This window comes from Alkalimonas cellulosilytica (assembly GCF_036325985.1).
In the GTDB taxonomy this organism is placed as follows: domain Bacteria; phylum Pseudomonadota; class Gammaproteobacteria; order Enterobacterales; family Alteromonadaceae; genus Alkalimonas; species Alkalimonas cellulosilytica.
Map to the genome: position 1 here is coordinate 14,819 of NZ_JAUHLI010000022.1, position 14,978 is coordinate 29,796.

Here is a 14,978-nt window from a genome sequence, read left to right on the forward strand (position 1 = left end):
CCACTGTCAATTGGAGCGTAGTTATGGTTAAGGCATATTGGTCGGCATGGATTTAATATGCAAATCGCGTTGTGGGTAAGGAATAGTGATTTTGTGTTCCTTAAACGCGCGCCAAATGGCTAAATTGACTTCCGACTTGACGCCACCGGTGCCGTTTTCCGGATCGGAAATCCAGGCGCGTAGCTGCAGTTCAATGCCGCTGTCGGCAAACTCCATCAAGCGCACCGAAGGAGCCGGCTCGGTCAAAATACGGGATGAAGCTTTGGCGCATTCCAGCATCAGCGCCATGGCTTGCTCTGGATCATCGTCGTAACTGATCTGTACCGGGATCACCACCCGGACATTGCGATCGGCATAGCTCCAGTTGATCACTTCCGACGTGATCAGGTTCTCATTGGGGATCAGGGTATCGACCCCTTCACGGTTGCGCACCACCACGTAGCGGGAATTTAACGCCTCGACCCAGCCAAATTTATCACCCACGGTAATGACATCGCCGGGTTTAATGGAGCGGTCCAACACCAGAATAAAGCCGCTGATAAAATTCGAGGCAATACGCTGCAAACCAAAGCCCAAACCGACACCAAGCGCACCGCCAAAGATAGCCAGTGAACTTAAGTTAATGCCAACGGCATTCAGCGCGATTAAAAAAGCCAGGGTCAGCAGAATAAACTTACTGAATTTGTTAAAGCCAACCCGCATGCTGGGAGAGATATTGGCCGAGCGTTGCAATTGTCGGCTGATTAGCTCTGACAACCAGATAGCGAGGGTAAATGCCAGACCAACCAGCAGTAAAAGCTTTATCACTGACAAGACTGAAATGCGGTTTTCGCCCAAGTTAAGTGCCATGCTGTCCAAAAAGCCCAGCACCGTTGGTAGCCAGCCCAGCAGATGCAGGACGACACCAAGCCAGATCAATACCGACAGGGCGCTTTCTGAAGACTTGAGCAGTGGGTTAATGGTAAAGGCTTTGCGCAGTAGATAGATGCTAAAACGGATCAGCGCCAACGCCCAGAGAATGGGGACAGCAATGCTGAGTAGTTGCAAGGGCAGCTCGTACCAATCCAATACGGCTTTGGCGGGCAATACCACCGCAAGCGCGGTTAACGGCCAGAGCAGGCGCTGCAAACTGCGTACTGCAATATGGCGAAAACCTTGCTGGTTGGCCGATGCCTGCGTTTCCAGCAGTGTCTGGATACGCCGGTTGAACAAAGAGGCGGCCACTGCTGCCAGCGCCAGTACCACCACTTGCCACCAGGTGGCAGGGCTTACCAGGCTTTCAAGATGCGGTTGCAACCAGGTGAGGGTCGATTCCAGCATAGATTCCCTTTAAAAACTGTTAATTTAGTAACCAGAACACCACTGGTAAGGTCAGAAAACTCAGCAGCACACCAAAGCCGACCAGGGCACTGACCAGACGGGGTGCCAACCCTGCCATAATCGCGATGGCGCCGGCGGAGATCATCGGTGGCATCGCTGCCATAAACACTACCGTTTGCCGCAAGCTAACATCAACGGAGCTGCTACTGGCTATAGCATAAGCCATCAGCGGCATCAGAACCAGTGTCACCAGCAAACCGAAGCCAAGCGGCTTGAGTTCACTGGCTTGCAGACGAAAGCGCAGGCTAAAGCCAACCGCGATCATCACCACTGGCACCAGGGTGGCTGCAACATTGTTGAGTAATTGACTTGCCAGCGCCGGATAGCTGCTGTTGCGTAGCATCAGTGCCAGCAGCAAGGCCAAGAGAGGCGGTGAGCTGAGTACTTTGCGCGCAATAGCTTTCATACTTGCTGATTGTTGCTGTTGGCCGTACAGACTGGCCAGAATGGTGGAGTAGGTAGCCAGTGCAATAAAAGATCCGAGCTGATCGTAAATAATGGCGACCGGCATGCGATCACTGCCCCAAAAGGCTTCCACCATCGGAAAGCCAAGAAAAGAGGTATTGCCAAGAGGCAATACAATAAGTAGGGCTACCTTGGTATCCCGGCTCCAGTTCAGCCAATGCCCAACCAGCAATGTCAGGCCTGCCACCAGCACGAGCAGCAACCAGGGGGTTAATACCGGCAGCCAGAGTTGGGCAGAAAACTGCAGTTCGGGGATTTTCAACAACACCAGTGCAGGCAAGGCGACATTCAGCACATAAGCATTCAATGATCGCGCACTGTCAGCCGGCATGGCTGGCACCAGTCGTAGCAGCAGGCCGATGGCCAGATAACCGAGGATCAGGGCGTAGTTGTCCAGTGGCAACACAGGCATCTGCAGGCCAGCTCCTTAGTGCAGGGAAAAGAGTTATTCTAGCGGGGAACTGGCCAGAGCTCCATCCGCCTTTAGGCGAATAAAGTCTTCTTTTTGTTGTTTGCTCAATTGCTTAAATTGATATTCCGCTTTGCTGGCACTGCTGCGACACGGGTAGGGCTCCTGGTACAACAACTGCAATGGCCGTTGGCCCCGTAATGCTTTGGCACCGCCAGCCAGCTCACCATTGTGTTGGCGTAACCGGCGTAGCGGATTGGTGGTGATGCCAGTATAGATCTGACCTGTGTTGCTACGCAGTAAGTACAAAAACCAATCTTGCTCCGGCATAGGACAACACCTTTGGTTCACAAAGTGATCGCAGAGAAAGGATCCCCTGCGATCGTTTAGCCAACTGGCTGCTGCTGGGTAATGCAGTGAATATTGCCACCGCCAAGCAGAATTTCCCGCCCAGGCACCAACACCACTTCGCGCTCCGGGAACAGGTCGCGCAGGATGGTTGCAGCAACTTCATCATTCGGATCGTCAAAAGCCGGCATAATCAGGCCGCCATTGCACAGGTAAAAGTTGATGTAGGAGCCAGCCAGCCGGGCATGGGCTTCGCGAGGAATGGTATGCAGTACCGAGTCAACACTGGCATACTCTTCCGGTTCCGCAATAATCGGGGCCGGTAATGGTAGCTTGTGCACTTTAATAGCACGGCCTTGGGCATCGGTGCTGTTTTCCAGTATCTTAAGTGCCGCCTGGGAGCGGGCGTACTGTGGATCGCTTTCATCATCGGTCCAGGCTAATAGCACTTCACCAGGACGGACAAAACAGGCCATGTTGTCGATGTGGCCATCGGTCTCATCCAGGTAGATGCCTTGTTCCAGCCAGATCACCTTGTTAGTGCCAAGATACTCATGCAGCATCTGCTCGATCTGCGCCCGGCTTAAATGCGGGTTACGGTTGGGGTTGAGTAAACACTCCTCGGTGGTGAGCACAGTGCCTTCGCCATCAACATGAATGCCGCCACCTTCCAGCACAAAGCCTTCAGTGCGATAACGCAGTTGCTGTTCGACACTGAGCACCTTGCTGGCGACCTGATCGTCCAGATGCCAGGGGAAGTACAAGCCGCCATTCAGTCCGCCCCAGGCGTTGAATGTCCAGTCGATGCCCCGTACTTCGCCCTTGCCATTCACCACAAAGCTGGGGCCGGTATCCCGGCACCAGGCATCGTTGCTGGAGAGCTCAATCACCCGGATCCGCTCTGCCAGCTCCGGGCTGCTGTGCAGCTGGGCCAGCGCATTGCCGTACTGGTTGGCCGACACGCCAACGGTGACCGGTTCAAAGCGGGCAATGGCCTGAATCACCCGGGTAAAAGCAGCCTGAGCCGGCTTGGCACCCAAGCGCCAGTTGTCGGTCCGCTCTGGCCATACCATCCAGGTCTGGCGATGCGGTTGCCACTCGGCAGGCATGTAAAAACCATCCTGCCGTGGGGTTGTGCTTAGTGTGCGCGCCAACTTAGTTGCCACCTTGTTGGGTGAAACCATCTTTGGTCAGCAGCGGCTGGTACAAATCGATACGGCGGTCACGGAATACGCCCCAGCCGCGCCGGTTTTGCGCCACTTCATCCAAATCAAAGGTGTGTACCAACACAGTTTCAGAGTTCTCATCCGCTTCCTGTACCTTGGCACCATACTCATTGGCAATAAAGGAGCTGCCGTAGAAGGTGATGGCAAAATCATCTTCGGTTTCTACGCCAATGCGGTTGGAGGCAATCAGTGGTACTAAATTGGCGGCTGCATGGCCTTGTTGGGTGCGCTGCCAGTGATCGCGTGAATTCACGCTGGCATCGTGTGGCTCACTGCCAATGGCGGTTGGGTAGAAGAGCAGTTCAGCGCCCATTAATGCCATGCTGCGGGCGCACTCCGGGAACCACTGATCCCAGCAGATGCCAATGCCGATTTTGGCATAACGGGTTTGCCACACTTTAAAACCGCTGTCGCCCGGTGTGAAATAGAACTTCTCGGAGTAACCAGGGCCATCCGGAATATGGCTTTTACGGTAAACACCCAGCAGGCTGCCATCGGCATCCAATACAGCGATGCTGTTGTAGAAGCAGTTACCGGCTTTCTCGTAGAAGCTGATGGGTAACACCACCGCCAGCTCTTTGGCAATGGCCTGAAAATGCCGAATAGCCGGGTTTTCTTCTACTGTGGTGGCAAAATCCAGATAGGCTTCTTTTTGTTTCTGGCAGAAGTAATTGCGTTCAAACAGCTCCTGCAGCAGGATGATTTGTGCGCCCTGAGACGCTGCCTGACGGACCAGTTTCTCACCACGGGCAATGTTTTCATCGACATTCCAACCACCGATCATTTGGGTGGCAGCAACAGTTACATTTCGCATTTAACTTCTCCGTTAGAGTAAGCCTGAGCCCCCGAATCAGTGTCGGAGAACCCTTGAATAAAGGCGCGCAAAATGCCGTATTTTTCAACAGCCGTCAACTGCTTTTCGTGGCAGATGTTGAATTCTGTCTGACCCATTTTGATCAGGCATGGCATCGTGACTTCTATCGTCTGCCGAAGCAGCACAGACCATCCATTTTAGCGTACAATAAAGCGGTTGAAAAATGCGAGGGCGAAAGATGTTTGATCTGACGGTGGTTGGTGGTGGCATGGTTGGTGCCAGTATTGCGGCATATATGGCGCAGCAGGGCTGGCAGGTAGCGCTGGTAGAAGCGCAGCAGCCAGAGCCCTATGACGCCAGCCAACCGGCAGATTTACGGGTATCGGCCATCAGCCAGCGCAGCCAGCAGTGGTTGGAGCAATCCGGTGCCTGGCAGGCGGTTGCTGCGATGCGATTCTGTCCGTATCGGCGTTTGCAGGCCTTTGAGCGGCCTGAGCATAGCGTGGAGTTTAACGCAGCCAGCATCAACCAGAGCGAACTCGGGCATATTGTGGAGAATCGTTTGCTGCAACTGGCTTGCTGGCAACAGTTTCCTGAAAGTTTGCAGCTGTTTTGTCCGGCAAGAGTAATCGCACTGCAACAGGATGCCGACAGCGCACAACTGACGCTGGATAATGGCGACTGTCTGCGTAGCCGTTTGGTCATTGCAGCCGATGGCGCCCGCTCGGCACTGCGTCAGCTGGCCGGAATTGGCACCCGCGGCTGGCGTTATGCGCAGGGCTGCCTGGTTGCCCATGTGGTGACTGAGCTGCCGCAGCAGGATGTGACCTGGCAACAATTTACTGAAACTGGCCCCAAAGCTTTCTTACCGCTGCCGGGCCAGCAAGGATCCTTGGTTTGGTACGACAGCTTGCCTAAGGTGCAGCAGTTGGCTGCGATGTCGCCGCCAGCGCTCAGTCAGGCCATGATGGCTGCTTTTCCAGCGCAACTGGGGAACATTGAAGTGCAAAGGGCGACCTGGTTCCCGCTGCAACGCTTGCATGCGTTATCCTATTATCAGCAACGGCTGGTATTGGTGGGGGATGCAGCCCATGCCATTCATCCGATGGCCGGGCAGGGGGTGAACCTTGGCTTTGCCGATGCAGCCTTATTGTGCCAGTTGTTGCAGCAAGCAGGTGTGGCTGCGCTCGAGCAGCCGCAAGCGCTACTGAGACGCTATCAGCAGCACCGTCAGCCGCAAAACTGGTTGATGATGAGCGGCATGGATGCACTCTATCAGGGCTTTGGCAGCCGGTGGCCACTGGTCAGGCAGCTACGACAATTGGGCTTGGTGCTGGCCGGGCGAAGTAGCTTGCTGAAAAAGCTGGTAACCCGTTATGCCACAGGCTAAGCGGGATATAGACAATAAGATTGAAATTCGTTGATGATTTACTGCTGAGAATGGCAGGGGTGCCAGGATTCGAACCTGGGCATGGCGGGATCAAAACCCGCTGCCTTACCGCTTGGCTACACCCCTAACAAGGATTTACAACCGGAGAAAGAGAAATGGCAGGGGTGCCAGGATTCGAACCTGGGCATGGCGGGATCAAAACCCGCTGCCTTACCGCTTGGCTACACCCCTGCAGTGTCTCTCCTTGCCTGGTACATATGGTGCGGAAGGAGAGACTCGAACTCTCACACCTTGCGGCGCTGGAACCTAAATCCAGTGCGTCTACCAATTCCGCCACTTCCGCGACATGTACCTGAAGAAAAAGTGGTGGCTACAGCGGGAATCGAACCTGCGACCCCAGCATTATGAGTGCTGTGCTCTAACCAGCTGAGCTATGTAGCCACGTTAACTTGTCTTCAGCAAGTGGCGCGTATTATCCGTATCTGCTTTGGCAGCGTCAACCGTTTTTTGCAATTTATGCCGGCTGCCAAAGGCCGTTTGCTGTTTTTATACACAAAGCAGCAAGCGGCTTGTGGATAGATGCGCCAGTTGCTTAGACATTGAACAGGAAATGCATCACATCGCCATCTTTGACAATGTAATTTTTGCCTTCCACCCGCAGCTTACCAGCCTCTTTGGCACCGGCTTCACCCTTGCAGGCAATAAAGTCGTCAAAGCCAATCACTTCTGCGCGGATAAAGCCTTTTTCAAAGTCGGTGTGGATAACGCCGGCAGCTTTTGGTGCGCTGGCACCAATGGCCACAGTCCAGGCCCGAACTTCTTTTACACCGGCGGTGAAGTAGGTTTGCAGGCTTAGCAGCGAGTAACCACCGCGGATCACCCGGTTCAGGCCGGGTTCTTCCAGGCCAAGATCCGCCATAAACTCCGCTCGCTCGTCGTCGTCGAGCTCGGCGATTTCAGATTCAATAGCGGCGCATACTGGCACCACGATGGCATCTTCTTTGGCGGCAATGTCACGCACGATGTCCAGGTAAGGGTTATTCTCAAAACCATCTTCGGTCACATTGGCAATGTACATGGTTGGCTTGATGGTCAGGAAGTTCATGTAGCTGACCAGCGCTACTTCTTCCGGCTCCAGCGCCAGTTGCCGCAGGGTTAAGCCTTCTTCCAGATGCGCTTTCACTTTGGCCAGGACATCCAGCTCAGCTTTGGCATCTTTGTCGCCCGATTTAGCTTTTTTACCAACCCGCAGCATGGCCCGTTCGGCACTTTCCATATCGGCCAGCACCAGCTCCATATTGATGGTATCAATGTCATCGGCCGGGTCGACTTTGCCGGCAACATGGATGATGTTGTCGTCGTCAAAACAGCGTACGACATGACCAATGGCATCGGTTTCGCGAATATTGGCCAGGAATTTATTGCCAAGGCCTTCGCCTTTGGAAGCGCCTTTGACCAGACCAGCAATATCAACAAATTCCATGGTGGTTGGGATCACCCGTTGTGGCTTGACGATGTCGGCCAGCTGGTTCAGGCGCTGATCCGGTACCGGTACCACGCCGGTATTGGGCTCAATGGTACAAAACGGAAAGTTGGCCGCTTCAATCCCGGCTTTGGTCAGTGCATTGAACAAGGTTGATTTACCAACATTCGGTAAACCGACAATTCCACATTTAAATCCCATGACAGTGTCCTATCGTTGTGCAGCGACATGCTGCCAGTTACGCGGTGGTGGCCTGAAAGCTATGCAAACGGCTTTGCGCTTTCACCAGACCATCCTTCAGCAGTATTGGCAGGCAACGCAGTGCCTCATCAATACTGGCTTCAATTAGTGTTTGCTCATTGGCTGGTGCTTTGCCAAGCACATAGCCGGTAACTTTGTGTTTATCCCCCGGATGACCAATACCAAGCCGCAAACGCAGAAAGTTGGCATCATTGGCCAGCCGTGCTGTGGTGTCTTTTAACCCATTGTGGCCAGCATGGCCACCACCGAGCTTAAAACGGGCAACGCCTGGTGCCAGCGCCATTTCATCGTGCGCAACTAAGATATGCTCGGTGGGGATTTTATAAAACTGTGCCACGGCTTGCACGGCTTTGCCGCTTAGGTTCATAAAGGTAGTGGGGATAAGCAGCTTGATATCGTGACCAGCCAATGGAATACGGGCTATATCACCAAAGAATTTGGGCTCATGTTTTAGCGACGTCTGAGCCTGTCGTGCCAGTTGCTCTACAAACCAGGCGCCGGCATTGTGTCTGGTCTGGCTGTATTCGGGGCCTGGATTACCCAGGCCCACGATCAGCTGGATCGGCTGGGACATTACTCAGCAGATTCGGCTGCATCACCTTCGTCAGCATCTACTGCTTTACCAGCAGGTTTGTTGACAGAAACGACAGCCAGGTCATGGCCTTCGCCTTTGCTCAACTGAGTGAAGGTAACGCCTTTAGGTGCAACCAGATCAGACAAGTGCAGAGTCTGACCGATTTCAACATTGCTCAGATCAACCTCGATGAACTCAGGCAGATCTTTTGGCAGCACGTTGATTTCAACTTCGTTAGCACCGTGAACAACCACACCGCCTTTCTTAATAGCGACGTCTTCGTTCAGGAAGTGCAGAGGCACAGTGGTGTGCAGTTCATGGCCAGCTTCAACACGTTGGAAATCGACGTGCATGATTTTTGGCTTGAACGGGTGACGCTGCATATCTTTAACGATGGCCTGGATCTTCTCTTTGCCGACATTCAAGGTCAGAATGTGCGAGTAGAAAGATTCAAAACTTTGAGCTTTCAACAGCTTAGAGTGCTCTAAAGTGATTGACAGAGCATCTTTGTGACCACCGTAAATGATGGCTGGTACTTTATCCTCGTGACGCAGGCGGCGGCTCGCACCTTTCCCCAGGTCAGTCCGGACTTCAGCATCTAATGTATAAATTGCGTCAGACATGGGCTTTCTCCAATAATTCATAAGGTTCCACAGCCCGCGACCAGACTGTGGGACGTTTACCCCCGAAAGGGGCGCGACATAATACCACCGGCAGGATCAGCACGCAATGAAAAAGGCACCCTGAGGTGCCTTCTGTCACTGCATCGACATGTTCTTAATCAAACATCGACGAAATGGACTCTTCGTTGCTGATGCGGCGAATGCACTCGGCCATCATTTCGCTCAGCGACAGCTGGCGCACTTTGGCAACTTTCTTCATCTCGACGCTGAGTGGAATGGTATCGGTGACGATCAGTTCATCGATCACAGAATTGGCAATGATTTGCGGCGCATTGCCGGAGAACACTGGGTGGGTTGCGTAGGCAAAGACCCGCTTGGCGCCTTGCTCTTTAAGTGCTTCAGCGGCTTTGCACAAGGTGCCGCCGGTATCAATCATGTCATCGACCAGAATACAGTCGCGATCCTTCACATCACCGATGATGTGCATCACTTGCGACACGTTGGCTTTAGGGCGGCGTTTGTCGATGATGGCCAGATCGGCATCGTTCAGCAGCTTGGCCACAGCACGGGCCCGTACTACGCCACCGATATCCGGTGAAACCACCACCGGCGATTGCAAGTCCTGCTTGCGCATATCTTCCAGCAGTACCGGGCTGGCAAAGACGTTATCGACCGGCACATCAAAGAACCCCTGGATCTGCTCGGCATGCAGATCCACGGTCAGTACCCGATCCACCCCAACGCTCGACAGAAAATCCGCCACCACTTTGGCGGTAATAGGCACCCGGGCAGAGCGAACCCGACGATCCTGGCGGGCATAACCAAAGTAAGGCAGTACCGCAGTGATCCGGCCGGCAGAGGCACGACGTAATGCATCCACCATCACGATCAGTTCCATCAGATTGTCATTGGTAGGCGCACAGGTGGACTGAATGATGAAAACGTCGGAGCCACGGACATTTTCATTGATCATGACGCTGACTTCGCCATCGCTAAAACGGCCAACGTCGGCATCACCGAGTTTGATGTAGAGCCGGCTGGCAATTTTGTTCGCGAGTTCTGGTACGGCGTTACCAGCAAAAACCTTCATATCGGGCACGGTAGGATCCTCAGGGCAGTTGGAGTCCGGTTAAACAGTTTTGACCCTGCCACAAGCAGGGCCCTGATGGTAATGATGCGGCATTACCTAAACGCGGCCAGAGCAGCCAGGGTTGGCGACTCATTGACCCCTCTGGCGACAAAGCCCCGGCAGAATGGGGGCAAATTGTGCAGAGCAGCTTCCGCTTGCATACGATCAGAAAACGCGGCGAACACACTGGCTCCGGTCCCTGTCATGCGGCTTGGGGCGTATTCTAACAACCACTGTAAGGTGAATGCAACATTCGGATAGAGCTGACTGACCAGCGGCTCGCAGTCGTTACGCCACTCGGATTCCAGCACCTGCTCCAGGCTGATTTTTGCAGTATTTCTTGGCAAATCAGGGTGTTGAAATATTTCTTTGGTGGAAATATGACAATCTGGTGTGGCCACCAGATACCAGTGCTCGGGCAACGCAACAGGCGTTAAATGCTCACCGACACCTTCGGCAAAAGCGGTGTAACCCTGTACAAAAACCGGCACATCGGCGCCCAGTTGCAAACCTAGATCGGCCAGTTGCTGTTGGCTGAGCCCCAGTTGCCACAGCTGGTTCAACGCCAGCAGGGTGGTGGCGGCATCGGAAGAGCCGCCCCCCAGGCCGCCTCCCATGGGTAATCGTTTCTCCAGTTGGATCTGTGCACCCTGAGTGCTGCCGGTGGTGCGCTGCAATAAATGTGCAGCTTTTAGCACCAGATTGTCGTCGGTCACCAGCTCAGCCTGATTGCAGCTTAAGCGGAGTTCTGCCGTGGGAAGGGCTGAAAAATGCAGGGTATCGCCATAATCCAGTAACTGGAAAATACTTTGTAGCTCATGGTAGCCATCGGCCCGGCGCCCGGTGATGTGCAAAAATAAGTTCAGTTTCGCCACGGCTGGCAGGCTCAGGGTGGGGCTCATAGCTGCCAGCTCCGGATCACCAGGCGGATGCGAATGTCATCCGATTGCACCACAATGCGCCTCGGCAGGGCCAGGCTATCGGAAAAAAAGCTTTCATAGCGCACCTGCCAGCGGTAACCACTACGATCCTGTAATGTAAACCCAATTAAGCGGTCCAGCTCATCGTACTCTTTGGCACTGGCATTACTACCCGCTAACCCTTTCAGCCATAGCGGCATCTCGTCCAGCGGCAGGCTCCAGCCTGTTAGTGCCAACATCAGCTCGCTGCTGTTACTGGCCTGGTAATCCTCGCCCCGGACTTGCAAGCGGGTGCTGCCAGCGCTGCTGTCCAGTCGGAAGATGCTGATACCAAAGGAGTTGTTCATACGAGCCTGGTAGTCGTCAGCCTGCTGCTGCCAGTGCAGGCTGCCACTGACGTTGTCGGCCGGGCTTTGGATCCCCATGGTGGCTGTCAGCTCAAAATGTTGCAACTGCTCAATGCGATCCAGCCGCTGCTGGGCTGTCAGTGCGGGGCCATCAGGCCGCGGTTTCAGGCTGCAACCACTGAGCAAGGTGGTCAGCAATAACAGGGAAAACAGGATTTTTACTGCTTTTGGCACACGAAAGTCCTCGTCTGAGCTTTTATTAACCTGGGCTTTTTCGTACAATTCGCCCCTTCAATATCAAGGTTATTACAGGTGAATGGCCATTTACGCATTAGGCATTAATCACAAAACAGCACCAGTGGCACTGCGTGAACAAGTGGCTTTCGCACCTGAACAGGTGCCGCAGGCGCTGCGTGAGCTGGCTAGCGTGGCGAATGTCACCGATGCGGTGATCCTGTCTACCTGCAACCGAACAGAACTGTATTTTAACGGTTCCACCGAGCAAGCGGAACAGGTGATTGCCTGGTTAGGCGAATTTCATCAGTTGGATAGCCAACTCTTGCAGCCGCATTTGTATCTGTATCAGCAGCAGGATGCGGCCACGCACCTGATGCGGGTGGCCGCAGGACTTGACTCGCTGGTGCTGGGCGAGCCGCAGATACTAGGCCAGGTGAAGCAAGCGTACAACCAATCGCGTCAGGCCGGTACCATCAATCCACAGTTTGAGCGCTTGTTTCAGAAAACCTTTGCCATCGCCAAGCAGGTTCGCACGGAAACCGAGATTGGTGCCAATGCCGTCTCGGTTGCATTTGTGGCCGTCAGCCTGGCGAAACAAATTTTTGGCCGGCTGGATAAAGTCTCGGTGCTGCTGATTGGCGCCGGTGAAACCATCGAGCTGGTGGCGCGTCACTTAAAAGAGCAGGGCGCCAGTAAGCTGACGGTGGCAAACCGCACTTATGAGCGCGGTTTGGCTCTGGCCGAAGCCTTTGGCGCCGAAGTGGTGACCTTAGCCCAGGTGCCTGCCGTGCTTGGTCGCGCGGATGTGGTGATAAGCTCTACTGCCAGTACTTTGCCGATCATTGGGAAAGGCATGGTGGAACAGGCACTGAAAGTGCGTAAACACAAGCCGATGTTTCTGGTGGATTTAGCCGTGCCGCGTGATATTGAGGCTCAGGTCGCCGAGCTGGATGATGCCTATCTGTATACGGTCGATGATTTGCAAACGATTATTGCGCAGAATATGGAGTCGCGCCAACAAGCTGCGCAACAGGCGGAGCAGATGATTGGCCTCGGCGTGGCGGAATTTCAGCAGTGGCAATTGCTGCAGGGCAATGTCGACTGGGTACGGGATTACCGCCAGCAGTGCGAACAGATTAAAAACGAGTTGTTGGCCAAGGCGGTCAATCAACTGGTCGCCGGTCAGGAGCCGGAAAAAGTCATGGCCGAGCTGGCCAATCGCTTAAGCAACCGGTTGATGCACAGCCCGACCAAGGCCATCCGTCAGCTGGTGCAGGATGAACAGCTGGAGCCACAAAGGCTGATTAACATTTTACTCGATCTCTGATTCAGAGCCGGATTTTCCCAAGGAACCACAGTTAACATGAAAGCATCGGTATACGGCAAGCTGGAAGCCTTGACAGAGCGCTACGAAGAAGTACAGGCGCTGCTGAGTGACGCCAGTATTATCGCCAATCAGGAACGTTTTCGCGAGCTATCCAAAGAGTACAGCCAGCTGGAAGATGTCAGCAAAGCCTTCTCTGAGTATCAACAGGTCGAGCAAGGCTTGAAAGACACCGAGCTGATGCTGCAGGACAGCGATCCTGACGTCCGTGAAATGGCACAGGAAGAGTTTAAAGACCTGAAGCAGCAACTCGAAGCGCGGCAGGCCGAGCTGCAAATTCTGATGTTGCCAAAAGATCCGAACGACAGCAGTAACTGCTTTTTAGAGATCCGGGCCGGTGCCGGGGGCGATGAAGCAGCGATTTTTGCCGGGGATTTATTTCGCATGTACAGCCGCTTTGCGGAAAACCGTGGGTGGCGTCTCGAAGTGATGAGTGCCAGTGAGGGTGAGCATGGTGGTTACAAAGAAATCATTGCGCATTTATCCGGTGAGGGCGTTTATGGCACCATGAAGTTTGAGTCCGGAGGCCATCGGGTGCAGCGGGTACCGGCGACGGAGTCGCAAGGTCGGGTCCATACCTCCGCCTGTACCGTGGCGGTGATGCCGGAAATTCCAGAAAGCGAAGCCATTGAAATCAATCCGGCCGATTTACGGGTCGATACTTACCGCGCATCCGGTGCCGGTGGTCAGCACGTCAACCGGACCGATTCGGCCATTCGTTTAACGCACTTACCGACCGGTATTGTGGTGGAGTGTCAGGAAGAGCGCTCACAGCATAAAAACCGTGCCAAAGCCATGAGCATGTTGCAATCGCGTATTCAGGCCGCTGAAGATGAAAAACGCCGTTTGTCCGAAGAGTCGACCCGCCGCCTGCTGGTCGGTAGCGGCGATCGCTCGGAACGGATCCGTACCTATAACTTCCCACAAGGCCGCTTGACCGATCATCGCATCAATCTGACGCTGTACCGCCTCAGTGAAATTATGGAAGGAAGTCTGGAGCTGGTACTGGAGCCGATTCAGCAAGAGCATCAGGCCGACTTGCTGGCCGCTATGTCTGAAGAGCATTAAATGGTAGCGCTAGCCCAGTGATGACCAGCCGCTCGCCTGAGACTATTGCCCACTGGCTAAAGCAGGCCAAAACGGTGCTGGCGCAAGTCACGGATGAGGTCGAGGCTGAAGCCAAATACTGCCTTGGCCATGTCCTTCAGTGCAATTACAGTTATCTGTACAGTCACGCTACGCAGGTATTGACCGAAGCACAACGGCAGCAGCTGGATGCCATCCTACAACAGCGGCAAAGTGGCACACCGCTGGCCTATGTACTGCAACAGTGGCACTTCTGGGATTTTGAACTGGCCGTATCGCCAGCTACTTTAATTCCGCGCGCTGATACCGAAGTTTTGGTTGAGCAAGCCTTGCAATTGCAACTGCGGGCAGATGCCAGAGTACTGGATTTAGGTACTGGCACGGGGGCCATTGCGCTGGCGCTGGCCAAAGAGCGCCTGGGTTGGCAGGTATGCGGTGTTGATCTGCAGCCAGAGGCTGTGGCCTGTGCCAATCGCAATAAAGCTGCTTTGCAGCTGACAAACTGTCATTTCCAACAGAGTAACTGGTTTTCAGCCGTTAGCTCGCAACGATTTGAGCTGATTGTTAGTAACCCTCCCTACATTGAACCGGATGACCCGCATTTGCAGCAGGGCGATGTGCGGTTTGAGCCTAAAACGGCCTTGGTTGCTGATGCCGAGGGGCTGGCCGATATTGAGCTGATTATCGCGGGCAGTGTGCTGCAATTACAGCCCGGTGGCTGGTTGTTGCTGGAGCATGGATATCAGCAGGCCGAGGCTGTCTGCGAGCGTTTACAGCAAGCCGGCTTTGTTCAGGTTCAATCGAAAAAAGACTATGGAGGTCAATGGCGTATTAGTTTTGCCCAGCGGCCCCTCTGAATCATTATCCTTGTTTTAACCTTTGACCAATCGCCATTCTGCACA

16 protein-coding genes and 4 tRNA genes are annotated in these 14,978 nt (G+C 54.1%); 5 read left to right on the forward strand and 15 right to left on the reverse strand.

Translation table 11 applies throughout. The annotated features are described in order from the left end of the window. Positions 1-27: 27 nt before the first annotated feature. From QWY20_RS16755 to aguB, 5 genes are read right to left on the reverse strand one after another with little or no spacing between them, the layout of a single operon-like run. Complete coding sequence (locus tag QWY20_RS16755) at positions 28-1,320, reverse strand: mechanosensitive ion channel family protein (RefSeq protein WP_330130161.1); 1,293 nt, start codon at positions 1,318-1,320, stop codon at positions 28-30. Between the two features lie 19 nt (positions 1,321-1,339). After that, positions 1,340-2,257 carry an AEC family transporter gene (locus QWY20_RS16760; protein WP_330130162.1) on the reverse strand — a complete coding sequence of 306 codons (918 nt, stop codon included), beginning with the start codon at positions 2,255-2,257 and terminating at the stop codon, positions 1,340-1,342. Positions 2,258-2,290: 33 nt separating this feature from the next. Further along, a complete protein-coding gene (locus QWY20_RS16765) occupies positions 2,291-2,584 on the reverse strand; it encodes a GIY-YIG nuclease family protein (RefSeq protein WP_330130163.1) in 294 nt (97 codons plus the stop codon). A 56-nt stretch (positions 2,585-2,640) separates the two neighbouring features. Then, on the reverse strand, positions 2,641-3,756 hold the full coding sequence (gene aguA, locus QWY20_RS16770; protein WP_330130164.1) for an agmatine deiminase: 1,116 nt from the start codon (positions 3,754-3,756) through the stop codon (positions 2,641-2,643). A gap of 1 nt (position 3,757) precedes the next feature. Next, complete coding sequence (aguB, locus tag QWY20_RS16775) at positions 3,758-4,642, reverse strand: N-carbamoylputrescine amidase (RefSeq protein WP_330130165.1); 885 nt, start codon at positions 4,640-4,642, stop codon at positions 3,758-3,760. Between the two features lie 53 nt (positions 4,643-4,695). Between aguB and QWY20_RS16780 the strand changes: the two genes are divergently transcribed. Together QWY20_RS16780 and QWY20_RS16785 are read left to right on the forward strand one after the other, a co-directional pair. Then, on the forward strand, positions 4,696-4,893 hold the full coding sequence (locus QWY20_RS16780; RefSeq protein WP_330130166.1) for a hypothetical protein: 198 nt from the start codon (positions 4,696-4,698) through the stop codon (positions 4,891-4,893). Then, positions 4,881-6,032, forward strand: coding sequence for an FAD-dependent oxidoreductase (locus QWY20_RS16785; RefSeq protein ID WP_330130167.1), 1,152 nt, complete (start codon positions 4,881-4,883; stop codon positions 6,030-6,032). Before QWY20_RS16780 ends, QWY20_RS16785 begins: the two co-directional genes overlap by 13 nt. A 51-nt stretch (positions 6,033-6,083) precedes the next feature. On the opposite strand, the gene QWY20_RS16790 is transcribed toward QWY20_RS16785, so the two are convergent. From QWY20_RS16790 to lolB, 10 genes are all read right to left on the reverse strand, one after another. Continuing rightward, positions 6,084-6,158, reverse strand: a tRNA-Gln gene (locus tag QWY20_RS16790). Between the two features lie 30 nt (positions 6,159-6,188). After that, a tRNA-Gln gene (locus QWY20_RS16795) sits at positions 6,189-6,263 on the reverse strand. A 27-nt stretch (positions 6,264-6,290) separates the two neighbouring features. Then, positions 6,291-6,375 (reverse strand) — tRNA-Leu (locus QWY20_RS16800). A 21-nt stretch (positions 6,376-6,396) separates the two neighbouring features. Next, positions 6,397-6,473, reverse strand: a tRNA-Met gene (locus QWY20_RS16805). A 151-nt stretch (positions 6,474-6,624) separates the two neighbouring features. Next, a complete protein-coding gene (gene ychF, locus QWY20_RS16810; RefSeq protein ID WP_330130168.1) occupies positions 6,625-7,716 on the reverse strand; it encodes a redox-regulated ATPase YchF in 1,092 nt (363 codons plus the stop codon). A gap of 37 nt (positions 7,717-7,753) precedes the next feature. Beyond that, positions 7,754-8,350, reverse strand: coding sequence for an aminoacyl-tRNA hydrolase (gene pth, locus QWY20_RS16815; protein WP_330130169.1), 597 nt, complete (start codon positions 8,348-8,350; stop codon positions 7,754-7,756). Continuing rightward, entirely contained in the window at positions 8,350-8,973 is a 624-nt protein-coding gene (locus QWY20_RS16820) for a 50S ribosomal protein L25/general stress protein Ctc (protein ID WP_330130170.1), read from the reverse strand. Before QWY20_RS16820 ends, pth begins: the two co-directional genes overlap by 1 nt. A 154-nt stretch (positions 8,974-9,127) precedes the next feature. Next, on the reverse strand, positions 9,128-10,072 hold the full coding sequence (locus tag QWY20_RS16825; protein WP_330130171.1) for a ribose-phosphate pyrophosphokinase: 945 nt from the start codon (positions 10,070-10,072) through the stop codon (positions 9,128-9,130). 83 nt (positions 10,073-10,155) lie between these two features. Continuing rightward, positions 10,156-11,004, reverse strand: coding sequence for a 4-(cytidine 5'-diphospho)-2-C-methyl-D-erythritol kinase (gene ispE / locus QWY20_RS16830; protein ID WP_330130172.1), 849 nt, complete (start codon positions 11,002-11,004; stop codon positions 10,156-10,158). After that, on the reverse strand, positions 11,001-11,603 hold the full coding sequence (gene lolB / locus QWY20_RS16835; protein ID WP_330130173.1) for a lipoprotein insertase outer membrane protein LolB: 603 nt from the start codon (positions 11,601-11,603) through the stop codon (positions 11,001-11,003). The genes ispE and lolB overlap by 4 nt, the downstream gene beginning before the upstream one ends. An 82-nt stretch (positions 11,604-11,685) precedes the next feature. Between lolB and hemA the strand changes: the two genes are divergently transcribed. Genes hemA through prmC form a run of 3 tightly spaced genes read left to right on the forward strand, consistent with a single transcriptional unit; the run spans position 11,686 to position 14,933 of the window. Beyond that, positions 11,686-12,933: a glutamyl-tRNA reductase gene (hemA, locus tag QWY20_RS16840; RefSeq protein WP_330130174.1), complete on the forward strand. Its 1,248-nt coding sequence runs from the start codon at positions 11,686-11,688 to the stop codon at positions 12,931-12,933. A gap of 36 nt (positions 12,934-12,969) precedes the next feature. Then, positions 12,970-14,058 carry a peptide chain release factor 1 gene (gene prfA, locus QWY20_RS16845; RefSeq protein WP_330130175.1) on the forward strand — a complete coding sequence of 363 codons (1,089 nt, stop codon included), beginning with the start codon at positions 12,970-12,972 and terminating at the stop codon, positions 14,056-14,058. Positions 14,059-14,078: 20 nt separating this feature from the next. Next, positions 14,079-14,933: a peptide chain release factor N(5)-glutamine methyltransferase gene (gene prmC, locus QWY20_RS16850; RefSeq protein WP_330130176.1), complete on the forward strand. Its 855-nt coding sequence runs from the start codon at positions 14,079-14,081 to the stop codon at positions 14,931-14,933. Positions 14,934-14,978 lie beyond the last annotated feature (45 nt).